Raw genomic sequence first — 19,820 nt, forward strand, 5'->3', positions numbered from 1 at the left:
TCTCATACAGATTTATAATTTAAATGTCCGAGGCTCAATGCCTAAACGACGATACAATTTAAATTTTTCTCGCCCGATCTGCTTAGCAGTCTCATTATTTTCAATAATCTCGATAATGTGGCGAAAATCTTGAGTTTGTTCAAGTGCATGATTGTTAAAATTAAACACGATCCAATCTTTCGATGGTGGAAGTTCTGCGGAAATACAAACTGCACTGTTTGGCGTATCAATACCATGTGGGATAAAACTAAGTTGGTCGAAAGTCCAAAGTTTCTCGTCGAGTTCAGTTTGTAATTCTGAATCAATACAATGCCACCAGATTTGAGGATGCTGATTCAGAATTTTGCGACATAGGCGGCAAGCACTTTCGACTTGCCGTTCTGTACTATTTTCAAAGAGATAAAAACTAATCTGCGGGTTCACTAACATCAAACCTTAGTGATTAGTCTGAGCACGATTTGCTAAAAATTGCATGAGCAATGGAACTGGACGACCTGTTGCACCTTTGGCTGCACCTGATAACCATGCTGTACCTGCAACGTCTAAGTGTGCCCAACGGTATTCACGGGTGAAGCGTTCAAGGAAGCAAGCCGCTGTAATCGCGCCACCATGTGGTCCACCGATATTGGCAATATCAGCAAAAGGCGTATCGAGTAGTTCTTGGTATTCTTCCATTACTGGCATACGCCATACACGGTCAAGTGATTGTTCGCCAGCTTGGAGTAGATCTTGAGCGAGTTCATCATCAGGCGTAAATAAGCCGCTCACTACTTTGCCAAGTGCAACAACACATGCACCTGTGAGAGTTGCGATATCAATCACAAGGGCAGGGTTGAAGCGTTTGATATAGGTCAATGTATCACACAGTACTAAGCGGCCTTCAGCATCGGTATTTAGGATTTCAACCGTTTGACCGCTCATCGTTGTGACAATATCACCCGGACGTGTAGCATGGCCTGATGGCATATTTTCAGCAGCAGCAATTGCACCTACGACATGAATTGGAAGTTTTGCTTCACAAAGTGCTTGCATCGTACCGAGAACGGAAGCAGCGCCGCACATATCGAATTTCATCTCGTCCATGCCAGCACCAGGTTTAAGCGAAATACCACCTGTATCGAAAGTTACGCCTTTACCCACTAAGATAACAGGTGCTTGATCAGTATTGGCATTATATTCTAGTGTAACGATACGACCTGGACGATCTGAACCTTTGCTGACGGCAAGAAATGCGTACATGCCAAGGTCAGCCATTTGCTGCTCATCTAATACGGTGACTTTAAGTAAATCAGGGTATTGTTTTGCCAATGCGAGTGCTTGATCTGCAAGATATTCTGGGAAGCAAATATTGCCTGGACGGTTACCCAAATCACGCGCGTAGCTCTGGCCAGACTGTACTGCATGGATCAAGTTCAATTGCGCTTCATTTAAAGATGTTTGGCTTGCGATGAGATCAATCGTTTCTAAAACAAATTCGTTCTTTTTCGACTTAAATTCATCATAACCATAAGCAGCTTGAGTGAAGCTAAGTGCAAACAAATGATGTAAATCAGTTGGTAATGCAGATAAATCGACAGTAATTTGTTTAAATTTATTTTGTGATGATTTGATAATGGTTTGTGCGAGTTTTGCTAATTTAATCGCTTTTAACTCATTACTTTTACCCAATCCAAGGATTTGAGCATTTGGTTGTGTAGCAATTTTTGCAATCAGTGCTAAGTTTTCATTAAAACCTGCTTTGAATTGAGTTGCAGTAATAGATTCTTCTAGGTCTTTGATTTGGTATGAATTTAAATTTTGTTGTAGTTGTTCTGAATCAACCAAAATCCATAAAGATTCACTAGATGATTGTGCTGGAAGGCTAGTGTGCAGGGTAAATTTCATTGTTTATATAAAACCTAATGCATAAAAAACGGAGATCAGTCCATTAAACACTTTCAGATATGAGGTTGCAATCCGCAACAAGCGATAGGTTTTATATTTTTAACATTCGGGTAAACTAGCACTACCCCTCGATTGGTCTATTTTTGGAAGCATTACTTTGATTATTCGGCGTTACCTCGTCAAACAAGTGGTGTCCACCTCTCTGGTTGTGACTGCCTTACTCACGTTAATTATCATGGGTGGTCAGTTAATCAAGATATTTGGACGAGCTGCACAAGGTCGTTTGGATGCTGGCGTGCTGCTCAGTATTATTGCTTATCGTCTGCCAGAATTCTTAACTTTGATTCTGCCATTAGGTTTCTTTATTGGTCTAATGTTGGTATTTGGTCGTCTGTATGTCGATCATGAAATGGCAGTTTTGAATGGCAGTGGGGTCAGTCGAAATCAATTAGCAAGATTATTGCTGCCGATGACTTTGGTTTATTTGTTTGTTCAGTCATTTTTAATGTTTTGGGGTTCGTCATCAGGCATACGTGCTTATGAAAATTTGATGCAAACTCAAGCCGTTCGTGCGGGTTTTGATTTAGTTCGACCGAGAGAGTTTATTTCCTCTGGTCCTTATACAATTTATGCGGGTTCTCTTTCAGAAGATCGAAAGAACTTAAAAGACATTTTCTATTATCAAAAAGCAGATCGTGAAGATAAGCCAGATGTCATGATTCTGGCAAAAGAAGCGACGCGCGTTGAAATGGCAAACGACACGGCAAACGTAGTTGACTTGGTGCAAGGTCGCCGCTATGAGATCTACCCAAATCAGCCGAAATATACCCAAGCCGAATTTCAGTCTTATCGTTTACGTTTAGAAAATGATAAGGATGTTAAATTTGAAAGTGATGATGTTGAAGCATTATCAATGAGTAAGTTGTGGCAAAAACGTGATGACTCAGTTGTTAGAAGTGAATTAGGTTGGCGAATTTTCGGTCCTTTTGTCATTGTCGTTGCATTAATGTTAGCTGTTGCGTTGTCTGAAGTGAGTCCTCGACAAGGTCGTTATTATCGTCTTATTCCTTCAATTTTTATTTTTGCCAGCTTAATTGTATTGATGATCGCAATTAAGACTCGTATCAGTAAAGGTGAGTTGGATGTTTGGGCATATCCAGCGGCGTTGCTAATTTATGCGACTGCTGCGGCAATTTTTGCACGTAAACAAAAGTTAGCACCAAAAATTAAGAAAAGTATTCAGCGAGTGGGGTTGTGATGTTAGCACGTCGAATAGTTGCCAAACATGTCGTGAAAACCACGGTTTTAGCGATGCTCGGAACCACGCTGGTCTTGTCATTTTTACAGATTTTATTTACCTATTTAGGTGAATTGGGTTCACTCAAAGATAACTATAACGCATGGCAGGCTTTCCTCTATGTGTTGTGGGGTGCTCCAAGCTATTTATATGAGATTCTCCCTGTTGCTGCTTTGATTGGTTCAGTTTTAGGGTTGGGTGCTTTAGCATCTAACAGTGAATTGATTGTTATGCGCTCGATTGGTATTAGTCTGTGGCGTATCGTTGGCTGGGTTATGCGTTCAGCACTTTTATTGATTGTTTTATCTTTTGTCTTAAGTGAGTGGGTGATCCCTTATACCAATGAAAAAGCACAAAGCATCAAGAAACAACGTAGTGTTGCCACTTTAGGTGAGGTCAAGGGGTATTGGTCACGCGAAGGTCAGCGCTTTACCTATATTGATTATGCGAACTCGCAAGGGCAATTGCGTAATATTCAGTCCATTGATTTTGATGAAAATTACCGCTTACAGTCTTTTATCACTGCGGATAAAGGTCAATTTGTTAAAGATGGTCAGTGGAATTTAGAGCAATCACATCAGGTTGATTTACTGGCTCAAGGGAACGCTATTAAAACGGATCATGAGCAACAAGCTCTTGGTTTGGCTTTACAACCCAAATATGTACATATGGTGACTTTAGATCCAGATGATTTATCACCAAGTCAGCTGATTAGCTTCATGCAATATTTAAAAGAATATAGCCAAGTGCCGAAAACTTATGAGTTGGCTTTTTGGCAGAAAGTTTCATCTCCATTTGCCATGATTGCCTTGGTATTAATCGCCTGTTCGTTTATTTTCGGTCCTTTACGTCAACAATCGATGGGCTTCCGTTTGGTTATTGCCTTGTTCACGGGTCTTGGGTTTTTCTATCTACAAGATTTCTTGGGATATGCAAGTTTAGTGTATGCACCTTCGCCTGCGTGGTTTGTGTTATTGCCGATTCTGATGATGTTTGGGGTAGGCAGTTATTTGCTTTATCGAGCAAGATAAACTGATTTGACAATTCTATCCTCAGCATTGAGGAAAGCCATGAGTTAGGTCGTAGAGAATTCGCTTAAATTTCGGTAAAATATGCCGATCAAATGATAGACAAACAGAGAGTCCATTATGACGGATGCAAATGCTGGCAAAATTCCTCACGTTCTTGTAATTATGGATGGTGTGGGACATCGTGAAGCAGTTGAAGATAATGCGTATCTAGCAGCGAAAACACCAAACTTGACTGCGATGAAAGCAAAGCATCCAAATAGTTTAATCTCTGGTTCCGGCGAAGATGTTGGTTTACCTGATGGGCAAATGGGTAACTCCGAGGTTGGACACATGAACCTTGGTGCAGGCCGAGTGCTTTATCAGGACTTTACTCGTATTACTAAAGATATTCGTACAGGCGATTTCTTTGAGCATGAAGTGTTGGTGGATGCTGTAGAGAAAGCTAAAACAGCTAATGGCGTTGTTCATGTAATGGGCTTGCTTTCTGAAGGTGGCGTTCACTCACATGAAGATCATATTGTGGCAATGTGTGAGCTTGCATTAAAGCGTGGCGCAACGGTTTATTTACATGCTTTCTTAGATGGTCGTGATACACCACCTCGTAGTGCCAAGCCGTCATTAGAAAAACTAGATGCACTTTTTGCACAATATCCAAATCAAGGTCGTATCGTTTCGATGATTGGTCGTTACTTTGCAATGGATCGTGATAATCGTTGGGATCGCGTAGAACAAGCCTACCGTTTGATGACAGAGGGTGAAGCGACTCGTGTAGCCAACAGTGCTGTAGAAGGCTTAGAGCTTGCTTATGCAGCAGAAGAGAATGATGAGTTTGTCAAAGCAACCCGTATTGGCGAAACTGTAAAAGTACAAGATGGCGATAGTGTTGTTTTCATGAATTTCCGTGCTGACCGCGCACGCGAAATTACCCGAGCTTTTGTTGAAAAAGACTTTGCTGGCTTTGAGCGTAAAGTTGTACCGAATTTATCTAAATTTGTCATGTTGACACGTTATCAAGCGAGCATCGATGCGCCAGTTGCTTATATGCCTGAAGCTTTAAAGAACTCAATTGGTGAATATCTATCTAGTTTAGGTAAAACCCAATTGCGTATTGCTGAAACTGAGAAATATGCGCATGTGACGTTCTTCTTTAGTGGTGGCCGTGAAGATGAATATGCTGGTGAAAAGCGTATCTTAATTCCATCACCAAACGTTGCAACTTATGATCTACAACCAGAAATGAGTGCAATCGAAGTGACTGATGAACTGGTGAACGCGATTAATTCTGGTGAGTTTGATTTGCTCGTTGTGAACTATGCAAACGGTGATATGGTCGGGCATACAGGTGTCTTTGATGCCGCTGTAAAAGCGGTCGAAACGGTCGATACATGTTTAGGTCGTGTTTATGATGCAGTGATGGCAAACAAAGGTCATATGTTAATTACGGCTGATCATGGTAACGTAGAGCAAATGCAAGACTATGATAGTGGTCAGGTTCATACTCAACATACCACTGAGTTAGTACCCTTTATTTATGTCGGACCAACTCAGGCAACGATTGCAGAAGGTGGTGTATTGGCGGATGTTGCTCCAACACTTTTGAGTTTGATGCAAATTCCTGTACCAAGCGAAATGCAAGGTAAAAACTTAATTACATTACAATCAACCTAGTTCTTATTTGTAAGATAAGAAAGTCCCTCTTATCCAATGGGGGATTTAGGAAGATTTTATAAAATAAATAAGGTGAAAGAATGACTCAACACAACAACATTTACCGTGCACTATTTGCAAGTGTGTTGATGTGTTGGTCACATATCACTTTTGCTGCACCGATTACACATGCATCGGGATGGGACGATGAGGCTGCTCCACGTAGTGCTGAAGTCCCGATTGAATCAATTCAGCAATTTGTGCAGATTTATGGCATTGTTAAAGACAATTATGTTGATAAAAAATCTGATGAAGCGCTTTTCCAACAAGCCGTTCAAGGGCTAGTGGGTGGCTTAGATCGTTATTCTCGGTATTTATCTGCTGAGGAATACCGTCAGTTGATTCAATATACAGAGGGTGATCTCGCTTCTGTTGATTTCAATCTCAATTATGATAACCATACTCGTTCATGGCAGATTCAGGATCTTAAAAGTGGCTCTGATTCAAATAAGCTCGGTTTGAAAAATGGTCAAACCATCATCAAAATTGATAATCAAGAATTAAAAAATTTGAATCAAGACCAAGTACAAGGGCTGTTATATGGTTCGATTGGTAGCACCATTCAAATACAACCTGAAAATAGTAATAGCACGGTAATTTTAGTCCGAAATAAAAAGGTCGAAACGGATATCGAACCTGATTTGCTGCATAATCAAGTGTTGGTCTTAAAAATTCGCGTTTTTCAACAAGATACGGCAAATGAAATTAAACGGATTATTGACGAATACAATCCAAATAAGTTAAAGGCAGTTGTTCTGGATTTGCGAAATAACCCTGGCGGCTTGCTTTCAGCAGCAGTTGAATCCGCAGATTTGTTTTTGAATGACGGGCTTATTGTTACGACGAAGAGTCGCTCAGAAGGCGATCAGCAATTTCAGGCATTACCAGCAAATAAGTTTCAGAAAATTAAACTTGGCATTCTGATTAATCGTCGTTCCGCTTCAGCCGCAGAAGTTTTTACAGCAGCATTAAAAGAACATAAACGTGCTTGGGTTATCGGTGAGAATAGTTATGGTAAAGGCGTTGTTCAGAAGCTTTTCCCATTACCGAATGGTGCAGCTTTGCAAATGACTGTGTCTCACTACTACACACCCAATGGAAATATGATTGAAGGGCAAGGGATCCAGCCGAATCAAATCTATCCTTTATCTCCAGAGATAAAAGAGGATAACTATTTGGATCATGTCGCAGAGTTCACGCTGAAAAGCAAGTTATAAAAAAAGCCCCTAATCAAAGGGGCTTTTTTTAATGATTATTCGTCGTCTTCAGTATCTAAACCAAATTTTTTCAAGCGGTAACGTAATGATCTAAATGTCATTCCAAGTTTCTTCGCCGCTAAAGTTCGATTCCAATGCGTTAAATTCAATGCATTGAGTAAAACTTCTTTTTCAATATTTTCTAAATAGCGTTCCAACCCTTCTGGAGGAAGCTTTTTAGAACTCATGGTTGGGCTTGGACTCTGTTGTACATATTCAACTTCTTCTGGCGCGGAAAGTGATGCGGCAGGAGCAAGAATTGGACTACGTAGTGGTGCAGTTTGTAAATGAGCAAGATCAATCGTTTCATCATCACTTAAGGTAATGGCGCGTTCGATGATGTTACGTAATTCACGCACATTTCCTGGGAAATACTGTTGTAGTAAAAACTGTTCTGCTCTCGAAGAAATTGATTTTGCAGGGAGCTCCCACTCTTGGCTAATTTTTTGAATGAAGTGATTTGCCAATAACAAGATATCTTGGCCGCGTTCACGTAACGGAGGCAGAACAATATCCATGACATGGATACGGAAGAATAAGTCCTGTCTAAAACGCCCTTGCTGCACAAGTAATTCTAAGTCTTGATGGCTGGCACTAATCACGCGGAAATCAACATCAATCTCTTGATCAGATCCAACAGGGCGAATTTTTTTCTCCTGCACGGCACGTAAGAGTTTTACTTGCATACTTAATGGCAGTTCAGCAATTTCATCTAGAAATAAACTACCACCATGTGCTGATAAAATTAACCCTTGTTTATCTTGGGTTGCACCAGTAAAGCTACCTTTTTTATGCCCAAATAACTCACTTTCCATGAGCTCTGTTGGAATAGCACCACAGTTAATTGCGATAAAAGGACCTTCACTGCGGTTGCTTAAACGATGCACAAGGTTTGCAACGACTTCTTTCCCTGTTCCCGATTCACCTGTAATGAAAACAGGCGCTTGTGAACGGGCGATTTTCTTTAATGCAATACGCAATTGTTGAATAGGAGCAGAACGTCCAATCAAGAGCTTATTTTCTAAGGCTGTTTCAGCAGCTTCTTGCTCAGGTTGCGGTCGATTTAAAGCTTTTTGAATGAGCTGATCTAAATGGGTTTGATTGACCGGTTTACTGACAAAGTCAAAAGCACCTGCTTTCAGTGCTGCAATCGCCGTATCCATATTGCCATAAGCCGTAAGGACTGCAATCGGCGTATTCGGATAATTTTGTGTGACGTGTTTAACTAAATCGAGACCATTACCGTCTGGGAGGTTTAAATCAGTTAAACAAGCATCGTATTGAAACTCAGTAAAGAATTTTTTTGCTTGCTCTACGCGATATGCTAAATGAGTTTTGATCCCCATTCGAGATAGCGTCATTTGCATTAAAAGACATAAGTCTTCTTCATCGTCTACGAGTAGAACGAGTGGTTGTTTAGTTGCCATTTCCCCGAAAAACCTAATCTAATCAATGAATTTTTGAGCATTCAATCCTGAAACATGCTCCTTGTTGTTGCTCTACATAAGTGAGCTTTGCATGATTTGCCTCACAAAAAGTATGAGACAGATATAATCCTAAACCAGTTCCTTTAATTTCGGTACTAAAAAATGGCTTGAACAGTTGAGAAATATCTCGTTTTGCGACTCCTGTCCCAAAATCGACAACATCTATGCGAGTACGCCCATTATTTAAGTCGACATTAATCTGAATGAACTGTGCATTCTCAGCATTGTGTCTTAGAGCGTTCCGAATCAGGTTGATCATCACCTGACGAAGTTGTTTTTCGTCAAATAAGATATTTACTGGTTCAAGTAGATTTAATTGAATTTGATCTTTTGCATCAGCCAAATCTTCATTTAATAGGCTGGCAAGGAATTCTTCGAGATGAATAATTTGTGGTTCAGTAGGCTTATTGCGAGCCATACCCAAAGTATCTTGAATAATGCTGTCGATTCGTTTCGCTTGCTTGCGGATCATTTTAGAAAGCATTTCTTGTTGATGAGCATCACTGTCTTTAAATAAATCATTTGCTTGAACGATCGCAGCTAAAGGGTTTCGAATTTCGTGGGCAATACTGGCTGAAAGCTGACCTAACGCAGCAAGTTTTAATTGTTGTACTTGTTGATTGAGCTTCTGCGCATCTTTCAAAATCAATAAAAAAAGAGGCTGTTCTGGAACAACCAGATGCTTCACGCGAACATTGACGGTATATGGGCTTTGCTGTGATTCAAAGGTAAATTCTTCCCCATCTTCTAACTCACTGAATTTGATCAGCTCAAATAAATCAGGTTGCCATTTAATTAATGGCGTTTTTTCTTGAGAAACAGGGACATTAATGCCTAATAGCGTATTGGCAGCAGGGTTGGTCAACACAATATGATTGCTTTCGTCTAAGACCAAGTAACCATCTTCAATCTGTTCGAGAATATAACGATTGATATTTTGTAGTTGATGAATTTCAATGGATTGATGAAAGGTTAGGGTTTCTAAAATCTTAAAACGTTGAACTGCAATTCGCCCAATTGAATGAACGACAAAGAATAGAAAGGCAAGGAAAATGCTATTGCCTAAATGATTTAAGTTATTGTAATCAAAAAAGTTACCAAGGAAGCGTTGATAAACCACCATAATCACTGCGAATAGCGTGATAATTAGGGAAAGTTGGGCATTTAATAAAATAGCAGAGGAGAAAATAATAATGACATACAACAGACTAAGTTGGAGATTAGGACCACCTGAGGAGAACGTGATTAAGCTTAAGCAAATCACATCTACAAGGAAGATAAAAATTAGCTGTTTAGACGTTTGTATTGGCAGAACTTGGAGCAAAAAAAGCTGGAAAATATTCAGTGCGATATAGCAAACCAGCGTGTAAAAATATAAAAAAGGATAGTCATAGTTGGTGGCTAGTTGCTCAGCCGTGAGCATATAAATAAGCAAAAGACTGACTGAAATAATCAGTCTATAGCCGCTATACCAAATTCCCAGCCGATAGACTGTTTGTGATACAGAAGAAGCGATTTTTCCCAACATAGGCGATCACTTTATTAAGGTTTAATCAGTCCATATCGAATCGCAAGATGGGTCAATTTGACATCGCTATCAATTGCCAATTTTTCGAAAATACGATAACGATAGGTATTTACGGTTTTTACACTTACAAATAATTTATCAGCGATCTCTTGGGCACTAATACAGTTAACCACCATCATGGCCACTTGCATTTCACGCTCTGAAAGTGCATCAAAAGGCGATTGTTGAGTATCAGAGAGATATGAGCTAGCAAGTTGCTCTGCAATATCTGCACTAAAATATTTCCCACCCTGCATCACTTTATTAATTGCACGAACCATTTCTGCAATAGGCGCACCTTTAGTGATATAGCCTTTAGCACCTGCTTTTAGTAATAATGAGGGATAGGGTTCTTCTGCTAAGCCACTAACAGCAATGACCTTGGTTTCGGGTGCAGTTTGTAACAAGCGGCGCGTCGTTTCTACCCCCCCAATCCCAGGCATATTTACATCAAGCAGTACGACTTGTGGATGAAGTTGACGTACTAACGCAATTGCTTCTTCTCCAGACTCTGCTTGTCCGACAACATCAACATCTGGATGGTCTTCTAGCATACGGCAAATGCCTGTGCGTACGAGTTCATGATCATCAACAACAAGAACAGTGATCAAGAAGACCTCCTTTTTTTCCAAAAAACTGGTTTTTTGTTACATAAAGCAAAATTAGCTTGCAATGAAACGACAAAATTAGCAATCCTATTCTTCATCATTAGAGAATAGTTGTACACAATTGTGTCTATAAATGCTTTACCCGATTTGTTCAAATGTAAGGCATAATGATAGTAAGCGCAAATGTGCAGCGTCCTGAGTTGAGTATTGTGTCGTGAAAAATTCTAAAAAATCTGTCATGCATGTTCTAAGCATGTCTATCTTGTTGGCTTGGAGTTCAACAAGCTTTGCTGATTTAGTTGTTAACAACAATTCGGCAGCTTCGAGTGTGGGCGCTTCGTCTGCATCGATTAGTTGGTCAGCAAGTGATGCTAGCCAGTTAATGGATGATGATGAAACAGAAATTAGCCCTCAAGGTTCAACGTCGGTTACTACAACCTTACGTAATGGCGGTTCTGCGACAATTACCTCTTCTGCTACGCCGCAGAAAAGCGTACAGATTCGCGATACCTTTGGTTCGACTAGTCAGCCATCAGTTAATGCACGTTCTGCGTTGGTGATGGACGCGCAGACAGGTGAGGTGCTATTCAGCAAGAATAGTAATATGTCTGTGCCGATTGCTTCGATTACTAAGCTCATGACGGCTGTGGTTACTGCTGATGCACGTTTGAATATGTCTGAAGAGATCACACTTGATTCAATCGACTTTGCAGGTGCTGGTGGCAAAAACTCAAGCTCGACATTACGAGTGGGTGACACGATGAATCGTGCAGAGCTGTTATTGTTTGCTTTAATGAAGTCTGAAAATCCTGCTGCTGCTGCCTTGGCTCGCACATATCCAGGTGGTCGTTCTGCGTTCGTTGCAGCAATGAATGCGAAAGCAAAACAATTAGGCATGAATTCGACTCGTTATGCTGAGTCGACTGGTTTGGATCCACATAATGTATCTTCAGCACGTGATTTAGGTATTCTTGTAAGTACGGCTTCACAATATGGTTTAATTCGTCAGTTCTCTACGACACCAACTTATGATTTTAATTTGGGTTATCGTGTTCTTAAATCGAATAACACGAATGCCTTGGTTCGTAATGGTGGTTGGAATATTAACTTGTCAAAAACAGGTTTTATCAATGAAGCGGGACGTTGTGTAGTGATGCATACCACTGTGAATTCTCGTCCAGCTGTTGTCGTGCTACTTGGTGCATCGAGCTCTCAAGCACGTACCAACGATGCAACTAACTTACTGAACTGGGTTGCGACATTGCCAAAACGTATTTAATACGCTTAATTCGATTCAAAAACTCTTCGTTACGAAGAGTTTTTTTATGCTTAAATAAAACGACATAACTTGTCATATATCAATAAATTATATTCGTTTTAATAATTAAAATCGGTTAGTGTTAAGGCACAAGCAGAAGTGGTGACTTCTCATATGATGTTGTGAATCAAGAACGCTGATCTTTCAGTGCTTAAGTTTACATCAAAAAAAAATAAACAAGTCAGTGATCAATAAATTAGGGGAACAACATGAGCACCTATGTGATTCGTGAAAAATACTTTGGCTACAACGATGAAGTTTTTTATGTATCAGAACCGTATTAACAAAGTTTTTCAAGATAAAGAGCAAGCGGAAACGGCCTATAAGCAACTAGAAATCAATGGGGTGCGTGATTTTGCACTCTATGAGGTTGAATCATTGTTTGATGCAGATCAGCCCGAGCAATTAAAAAGTAATGTCAGAACTATTTTTGCAGATTATGATTATGAGGATATCCAGCTTAAGGGTTCACTTGAAGATTTATCGTAACAACCTGTATTATTACAAGCCTTAATAAAAAATAGTAAGGCATTAAAATATAATAATAAAAGCCAAACATTAACCATTCTTCAGGGTTGGGAGGAAGAGGGGTTATATGCTGTTAATCCTTTGCTCAAACAGCCTTTATTTGAAATAAAGAAATTAGTTTAGAAGAAATACAAACGATTGAAAACGAACTGGCCAAGCAGTATAGCTATCATGAAGATGACTGGGGAGAAGAAGAGGATGAGGACTTTGATGCTGAAGCTTTTGTTGAAGAATTGATTCAGGATTTGGCCGAAGAATTGGATTTAAGCGATGAACAGCGAGCTGAACTGTTTGATGAAATGAATAAAGAATCCTGAAGCTTAAAGATAAAAAAACCTGCCGTAGCAGGTTTTTTTTGATGTATCAAAGATAGCTTACATATTAGAAAGAATAGAATCTTTCACTTGATCCATCGTTGCATCAATAGACAACATTACGGCATCAGCACATTGCTTGATTGCAGTATCAGGATCTTTTAATCCATTACCTGTAACCGTACATACTATGACTGAACCTTCAGCAATTTTACCTGCTTTGATATCACGGATAGCACCACCGATAGAAGCAGCTGAAGCCGGCTCTACAAATACGCCTTCATACATAGACAGTAAACGTTGTGCTTCTAAAATTTCGCTATCTTGAAGTTCATCAAACCAACCTTTAGAGTCACGTACAACTGCTTTTGCATGGTTCCAGCTTTGTGGATTACCAATACGAATCGCTGTTGCAACAGTTTCTGGGTTTTCAACAGGTGCGCCACGTAAGAAAGGTGCGGCACCAGAAGCTTGATAACCAACCATTGTTGGTAAGCCTTCTGGTTTTGGACCAGTAAATTGATCCGTCGCTGCATCATAGATCACTTGTTCAAACTGATCCGCAGGCTGGTTTGCTACAGCTTCTGTATAACCCATCCAGTGTGCAGTAATGTTACCAGCATTACCGACAGGCAAGCAGTGGTAATCAGGTGCACGACCTAATGCTTCTACGATTTCATAAGCAATAGTTTTTTGACCTTGCAAACGGTAAGGGTTGATCGAGTTAACGATGGTTACAGGCGCTTGGTCTGCAACTTCTTTGACTAGACGCATGCCATCATCGAAGTTACCACGAATTTGCATTGTGATCGCACCATACATCATTGCTTGTGCCATTTTACCCATGGCAATTTTGCCTTCTGGGATCAACACGAATGCTTTAATACCTGCACGAGCAGCATAAGCTGCTGCCGCAGCTGAAGTATTACCTGTAGATGCACAGATAATCGCTTTAGAACCTTCCTCAACTGCTTTTGTCACAGCCATTGTCATACCACGGTCTTTAAATGAACCTGTTGGGTTTAGACCTTCGTATTTCACATAGATTTCAACATTTTTGCCAATAATACGTGGAATGTTTTCTAGTTTAATCAGTGGAGTATTACCTTCACCTAAAGAAATTGCACGTGTAGTTGCAGACACAGGTAAACGGTCACGATAACGATCTACAAGACCAGTATAACGATTGGCATTCGACATGATGGTGTTCCAATATGAGGTAGAGCGGGGTGAGGGAAGTCATTTTCCCTCAACCTGATTAACTATCGAGCGATTCTAAACGAATTCTTACGATTTCGCCACGAATTGCAGGTAATGCTTGAATTTGTGCTAATGCTTCATCCATTTTTGATTCCACAATTGGATCCGTTAAGATCACGATAGGAATCAAATCTTTGAGACGAGATTGTTGCATGATGGCATCAATGCTAATGCCTGCGCGACTGAGAATCGTCGTTACATCAGCTAATACACCTGTTTGATCTTCAGCATTTAAGCGGATGTAGTATCCAGTCGTCATTTCTTCACGACTGAGAATTGGCATATTGGTCAGTGCTTCAAAGGCAAGCTGAGGAATTGTACCAGCACCGTCTTCGGTATATGAAATATCACGCACAATATCAATAACATCAGCAACAACAGCGGATGCAGTTGGACCAGCACCAGCACCAGCACCGTAATACAATGTTGGGCCTACGGCATTGGCTTGAACAAGTACGGCATTCTTAACGCCGTTCACATTTGCAATGAGTTGTTCATCAGGAATTAAAGTAGGATGTACGCGAAGTTCGATACCTTTTTCAGCGCGACGTGCAATACCGAGATGCTTGATTCGGAAACCTAATTCTTCAGCATACTTCACATCTTGTGCTGTAATTTTGCTGATGCCTTCAGTGTAGACCTTGTCGAATTGAAGAGGAATACCGAAAGCACATGAAGCCAAAATCGTTAATTTGTGAGCAGCATCAATGCCTTCAACATCAAAGGTTGGATCAGCTTCTGCATAGCCAAGTTCTTGTGCTTCTTTAAGGACATCGTCAAATGCACGCCCTTTCTCACGCATTTCAGTCAGGATAAAGTTACCTGTGCCGTTGATGATGCCTGCAAGCCATTCGATATGGTTTGCTGCAAGACCTTCACGGATGACTTTAATAATAGGAATCCCGCCTGCAACCGCTGCTTCATAGGCGATTTGTACATCATTGTCTTCGGCTGCTTTGAAAAGTTCGTTACCGTGCTCAGCAAGCAAAGCCTTATTGGCAGTCACGACTTGTTTGCCGTGCTTAATCGCTTCCATGATGATTTCATAAGCTGGGTGAATGCCACCCATAACTTCAACCACTACATCAACATCAGGTTGACGGACGATGTCCATCATATCAGCGCTTTGTTTAATTCCATCGAGTTGTAGATCTGGACGTGGACGGCGAGTGCCTACGTGTGTAATTTGAATTTCTCGACCGGTACGGCGTTTAATTTCAGCAGCATTTTCTTGTAGTAATTTAAGGGCTCCACCACCTACAGTACCAAGACCGAGTATCGCCAGACGAACTGGTTTCACGTCACACTCCATTTTATTCAATCGTTTTAATGAAGCTTGATCATAGCTAAAAAAGTGCGCAGACACTAGGGCTAAGATGATCTTTAATCTGTCGCCCTAGTCGTTATTTTGAAAGAAGATGAGAGGGGTTATTTGTTTAAGCGTTGAACGATTTCATCAGGTGTCATATAACCACCTAAATATTCACCATCGACATTGTAAATTGCTGGCGTACCATTCACACCCATGTTTAAACCAAGCTGATATTGTTCACGTACAGGGTTTTTACATTCATTCGCTAACACTGGTAAGCCTTGAGCAGCTTGATCGAATGCAGCTTTGCGATCTTCACTACACCAAATTGCTTGCATGGTTGGCATGAATTGTTCACCACGTGGCCAAGCGATATAACGAACTTCAATCCCTTTTGCGGTAATTTCACCTAAGTGTTCATGGAGTTTATGGCAATAAGGGCAGCTTGAATCGGTAAATACATAAATGACATGTTTTGCTTTGCCATCCTTGGCAGGATAAACAATTAAATCTTCATTTTTCAGTGCAGCTAAGTGCTTTTTATTTTCAGTGGCTTGTAGTGCTTCACTGACATTATGTAGTTGTTTGTCACCTAAACGGATGACATCACCTTGGATAATATATTTGCCATCAGCAGTAGCGTAGACTGATCCCATACCTTCTAAGCTGATCCAAAATAGGTTTGGAACCTCAGTTTTTTTGATTGTAATAATTTTGGCGTTGATATTCGCTGTTTTAAAATTCTTTTCTAAAGTTGAAACTAAACGTTGTTGTGCATTGCGTTCGCTTAATGTTGATGCTTCACCTGTTGCGGGTGCTGTTGCTGTAAGAGCATCTTGTTTTTGTGCGGCATCTTCTTTAGAGCAGGCACTTAGGAGTAATGTCGATGCTAATGTGCAAGCAATTACAAGCTGAGATCGAGTAAACAACATAAAGAACCTTTTTGTACGTATTCATGTGTGTAAGGGGCTAAGCATAGCAAAAAAATGAAATGACTTCGTTAAATCTTGCATAGTGACTGTGAACGAAATCATGTTTTATCTTTTTCTAAGATAAAAGGTCATTTTAGCCACGTGGATGGTATTTGGTGTGTAATTCTTGCATACGATGTTGAGCAACATGGGTATAAATTTGTGTGGTAGATAAGTCGCTGTGACCAAGTAGCATTTGTACAACACGTAAATCAGCACCATGATTAAGTAAATGAGTTGCAAATGCATGACGCAAGGTATGTGGAGACAATTCTGCTTGGATATTTGCTTGTAAAGCATAACGCTTAATCGCATACCAAAAATTTTGTCGACTCATAATCCCGCCATGTTGAGTCAAAAACAGATAATCAGTACTACTTTTATAAAGTTGTGGTCGTGAGTCTGCTAAATATTTTTCAATCCAATCACAGGCATATTGACCTAAAGGAACAAGGCGCTCTTTGTTGCCTTTACCTGTAATACGAAGAAAACCTTGTTTTAAATTGATCAGTTCTAAACGTAGATTAAGTAATTCAGAGACACGTAGTCCACAAGCATATAAAACCTCTAGCATGGCACGATCTCGTAGCCCCAACACTGTATTAATATCTGGTGCGTTGATCAGTGCTTCTACATCTTGCTCAGATAAATCTTTAGGAAGCGCACGACCAATTTTAGGTGATCGATGAGTGGCAACGGGATTGTCATCCCGAATACCTTGTTCTCTTAGAAATTTATAAAATTGGCGTAGGGCAGATAAACAACGTGCAATAGAACGAGGGCTTTTTCCTGCTTTAGTGAGCGCAATCAGAACATCAGCAATATCTTCACTTGACCATTCTGGCAAGGTTTGACTTTTATGTAACTCACTACATTGAATCAGATCAGATAAATAGGCATTACGGGTATGTGGGCTCACTGTCTGAGCCACGAGATAATCGCGAAAACCTTGCAAAAAACTAAGATCATTGGGAATAGAAACCGCAGAAGGGATTCGAGGTTTTTTATTTAACATAAATGATGCCCTATATTCATGAGCACTGTAAAAGAAAAATGAATTGTTGTCGATGTGTGACAAAAGCAAATGCCATTGATATTGTTTTTGGTAATTATTCTCATTTGTATGTATACTAAGATAAAAGATTTTAGGGTTAGTAGCGGTGCGATTGTCAGCATTAAAAGTCAAGCAAACGGCGATGATTACTAAGGTAAATCGCTTGGTTGATGACTCTGAACAGCCAGATTTAGTGGCGATTCGTTTAGAAAGTTTAGGCTTTGTTCCTGGTACACAAGTACAAGTCATTACCAAAGGCGTTTTTGGTGGCGATCCGATCCTAATCCAAATTGGTTTTACACGCTTTGCATTACGTAAAACTGAAGCTGAAAAAATTGAAATTCAAGTTGAAGGAGCACCTGCATGAGTGATGCGTTACGTGTTGCCCTTGTGGGAAATCCAAACTGCGGTAAAACTTCTCTATTTAACCACCTTACTGGAACACGCCAAAAAGTTGCCAACTATGCGGGTGTTACCGTTGAGCGTAAAGTCGGTCATTTTCAGCTTCCTTCAGGCAAAGGCGTACGTGTTCTTGATTTACCAGGCACTTATAGTTTACTTGCGACGAGTCCTGACGAAGAGATCACGCGTGATGTCTGCCAAGGTAAAATTGCTGAGGAAGGACAACAAGACGCCTTTTTGTGTGTGGTTGATGCGACAAACTTAAAGTTGCACTTGGGTTTAGTGCTTGAAATGATTGAATTGGGTCGACCAATTCTTGTGGTGTTGAACATGATGGATGAAGCGCGTCGTCGTGGCATCCAGATCAATACGCAAAAACTGTCTGAACGCCTTGGTGTACCTGTTGTGGAAACAGTGGCTGTGCGTAATACAGGGATCGAAAACTTACTGCATGCCTTGGATCAAGAAAAATATACCGCTCCGCAAACAGAACTCAGTGGTTTAACGGGTGAACACCATCAGAAAATCGAAACGATTTTTAAAGATGTGGTGAACTTCGTTGATCAGGAAGATAAGCGTACAGATTTCTTAGATCGCATTTTCTTGCATCCTGTGCTGGGCTTGCTCAGCTTAGCTGTGATGATGTTTATCGTTTTCCAAGCGGTATTTGCTTGGGCTGCACCCTTCATGGATGGTATTGAAGGCTTCTTTGGTTGGTTAGGTGAAGCTTTAGGTGAACACATTACGCAACCATTGCTTCAAAGTCTTGTGGTTGACGGTATTATTGCGGGCGCAGGCGGTGTGGTGGTGTTCTTGCCACAGATTTTGATCTTATTCTTCTTCATTTTAGTGTTGGAAGAATCTGGTTATTTACCACGCGCAGCTTTCTTACTCGATAAGTTGATGTTTAAAGCAGGCTTAAGTGGTCGAGCATTTATCCCTTTGCTTTCAAGTTTTGCCTGTGCAGTGCCGGGAATTATGGCAACACGTAGTATTAGTGATCCGCGTGATCGTTTTACCACGATTATGGTTGCACCACTCATGACCTGTTCGGCACGCTTACCCGTTTATGCTTTATTAATTGCTGCATTTATCCCAAGTCAAACCGTGTGGGGAATCTTTAACCTGCAAGGTTTGGTGTTGTTCGGTTTGTATATGGTAGGCATCGTGAGCGCATTGTGTGTTTCATTTGTGATGAAATTTTTGCAGAAAGATAAATCACAGCATGCATTACTGCTTGAGCTGCCAAGTTATCGTATTCCAGATTTAAAGAGTGTGGGTATTGGTTTACTTGATCGCGGCAAGATCTTCTTGAAGCGTGTCGGTGGAATTATCTTTGCACTTTCAATCTTGCTTTGGTTCCTATGTACCTTTCCTCAAGCACCTGATGGTGCGACACAGCCAGCGATTGATTATAGTTTTGCAGGGATGTTAGGGCATGTGATGCAACCAATTTTTGCTCCGCTCGGTTTCAATTGGCAGATCTGTATTGCCTTGATTCCTGCAATGGCGGCGCGTGAAGTTGTGGTTGCTGCATTAGGAACGGTTTATGCCTTATCTGGTGCTGATGATGATGCCGTTGCTCAAGGCTTAGCGCATTTAATCAGTGCTGATGGCTCAGGTTGGTCTTTAGCTACAGGCTTATCGTTGCTGGTTTGGTTTGTTTATGCGCCACACTGCTTAGCAACACTGGCAACTGTTCGCCGTGAAACAGGTTCTTGGAAGCATGTCGCAGTGATGACTGCTTATTTGTTTGGTTTAGCTTATTTAATGTCTTTCTTTACCTACCAAATCGCATCACGCATTTGGGGGTAATGAAATCCC

At 40.6% G+C, this 19,820-nt stretch carries 16 protein-coding genes and 1 pseudogene; 8 read left to right on the top strand and 9 right to left on the bottom strand.

Features of this window, described 5'->3' with window-relative positions:
- Positions 1–12 precede the first annotated feature (12 nt).
- Positions 13–429 (bottom strand): DNA polymerase III subunit chi, encoded by a 417-nt coding sequence (locus IO68_RS27345; protein ID WP_007479790.1) that lies wholly within the window; start codon positions 427–429, stop codon positions 13–15.
- Between the two features lie 6 nt (positions 430–435).
- Positions 436–1,884, bottom strand: a complete 1,449-nt coding sequence (locus IO68_RS27350) for a leucyl aminopeptidase (RefSeq protein ID WP_023013638.1) — start codon at positions 1,882–1,884, stop codon at positions 436–438.
- Positions 1,885–2,041: 157 nt separating this feature from the next.
- Between IO68_RS27350 and lptF the strand changes: the two genes are divergently transcribed.
- From lptF to IO68_RS27370, 4 genes are all read left to right on the top strand, one after another.
- Positions 2,042–3,142, top strand: a complete 1,101-nt coding sequence (gene lptF / locus IO68_RS27355; protein ID WP_007479792.1) for an LPS export ABC transporter permease LptF — start codon at positions 2,042–2,044, stop codon at positions 3,140–3,142.
- Complete coding sequence (lptG, locus tag IO68_RS27360; protein ID WP_004876343.1) at positions 3,142–4,212, top strand: LPS export ABC transporter permease LptG; 1,071 nt, start codon at positions 3,142–3,144, stop codon at positions 4,210–4,212. The genes lptF and lptG overlap by 1 nt, the downstream gene beginning before the upstream one ends.
- 117 nt (positions 4,213–4,329) lie before the next feature.
- The gene (gene gpmI / locus IO68_RS27365) at positions 4,330–5,880 is read left to right on the top strand and encodes a 2,3-bisphosphoglycerate-independent phosphoglycerate mutase (protein WP_023013639.1); all 1,551 of its coding nucleotides are present in this window, start codon (positions 4,330–4,332) and stop codon (positions 5,878–5,880) included.
- An 80-nt stretch (positions 5,881–5,960) separates the two neighbouring features.
- Positions 5,961–7,136 carry a S41 family peptidase gene (locus IO68_RS27370; protein ID WP_023013640.1) on the top strand — a complete coding sequence of 392 codons (1,176 nt, stop codon included), beginning with the start codon at positions 5,961–5,963 and terminating at the stop codon, positions 7,134–7,136.
- A gap of 35 nt (positions 7,137–7,171) precedes the next feature.
- Here the strand turns inward: IO68_RS27370 and IO68_RS27375 are convergent, their stop codons facing one another.
- From IO68_RS27375 to IO68_RS27385, 3 genes are read right to left on the bottom strand one after another with little or no spacing between them, the layout of a single operon-like run.
- Positions 7,172–8,602, bottom strand: a complete 1,431-nt coding sequence (locus tag IO68_RS27375; RefSeq protein WP_007480198.1) for a sigma-54-dependent transcriptional regulator — start codon at positions 8,600–8,602, stop codon at positions 7,172–7,174.
- A 22-nt stretch (positions 8,603–8,624) separates the two neighbouring features.
- Positions 8,625–10,190: a sensor histidine kinase gene (locus IO68_RS27380; RefSeq protein WP_023013641.1), complete on the bottom strand. Its 1,566-nt coding sequence runs from the start codon at positions 10,188–10,190 to the stop codon at positions 8,625–8,627.
- 14 nt (positions 10,191–10,204) lie between these two features.
- Entirely contained in the window at positions 10,205–10,840 is a 636-nt protein-coding gene (locus tag IO68_RS27385; protein WP_004876352.1) for a response regulator, read from the bottom strand.
- Positions 10,841–11,051: 211 nt separating this feature from the next.
- On the opposite strand from IO68_RS27385, the gene pbpG reads away from it, so the two are divergent.
- A complete protein-coding gene (gene pbpG, locus IO68_RS27390; RefSeq protein WP_136458766.1) occupies positions 11,052–12,116 on the top strand; it encodes a D-alanyl-D-alanine endopeptidase PBP7/8 in 1,065 nt (354 codons plus the stop codon).
- Between the two features lie 248 nt (positions 12,117–12,364).
- Positions 12,365–12,859: pseudogene (locus tag IO68_RS27395) on the top strand (hypothetical protein); the annotation flags it as partial.
- 198 nt (positions 12,860–13,057) lie between these two features.
- Here the strand turns inward: IO68_RS27395 and thrC are convergent.
- The 4 genes from thrC to xerD form a co-directional block, all read right to left on the bottom strand.
- Entirely contained in the window at positions 13,058–14,197 is a 1,140-nt protein-coding gene (thrC, locus tag IO68_RS27400; RefSeq protein WP_004656353.1) for a threonine synthase, read from the bottom strand.
- 58 nt (positions 14,198–14,255) lie between these two features.
- Positions 14,256–15,557: a homoserine dehydrogenase gene (locus IO68_RS27405; protein WP_004876356.1), complete on the bottom strand. Its 1,302-nt coding sequence runs from the start codon at positions 15,555–15,557 to the stop codon at positions 14,256–14,258.
- A gap of 128 nt (positions 15,558–15,685) precedes the next feature.
- Positions 15,686–16,501, bottom strand: coding sequence for a DsbC family protein (locus IO68_RS27410; RefSeq protein WP_004876357.1), 816 nt, complete (start codon positions 16,499–16,501; stop codon positions 15,686–15,688).
- A 133-nt stretch (positions 16,502–16,634) separates the two neighbouring features.
- Positions 16,635–17,555, bottom strand: coding sequence for a site-specific tyrosine recombinase XerD (gene xerD, locus IO68_RS27415; protein WP_023013643.1), 921 nt, complete (start codon positions 17,553–17,555; stop codon positions 16,635–16,637).
- Between the two features lie 145 nt (positions 17,556–17,700).
- On the opposite strand from xerD, the gene IO68_RS27420 reads away from it, so the two are divergent.
- Together IO68_RS27420 and feoB are read left to right on the top strand one after the other, a co-directional pair.
- A complete protein-coding gene (locus IO68_RS27420) occupies positions 17,701–17,961 on the top strand; it encodes a FeoA family protein (RefSeq protein ID WP_007480191.1) in 261 nt (86 codons plus the stop codon).
- Positions 17,958–19,811: a ferrous iron transporter B gene (feoB, locus tag IO68_RS27425; RefSeq protein ID WP_023013644.1), complete on the top strand. Its 1,854-nt coding sequence runs from the start codon at positions 17,958–17,960 to the stop codon at positions 19,809–19,811. The genes IO68_RS27420 and feoB overlap by 4 nt, the downstream gene beginning before the upstream one ends.
- Positions 19,812–19,820 lie beyond the last annotated feature (9 nt).

The organism is Acinetobacter sp. COS3 (assembly GCF_000475335.1).
In the GTDB taxonomy this organism is placed as follows: domain Bacteria; phylum Pseudomonadota; class Gammaproteobacteria; order Pseudomonadales; family Moraxellaceae; genus Acinetobacter; species Acinetobacter venetianus.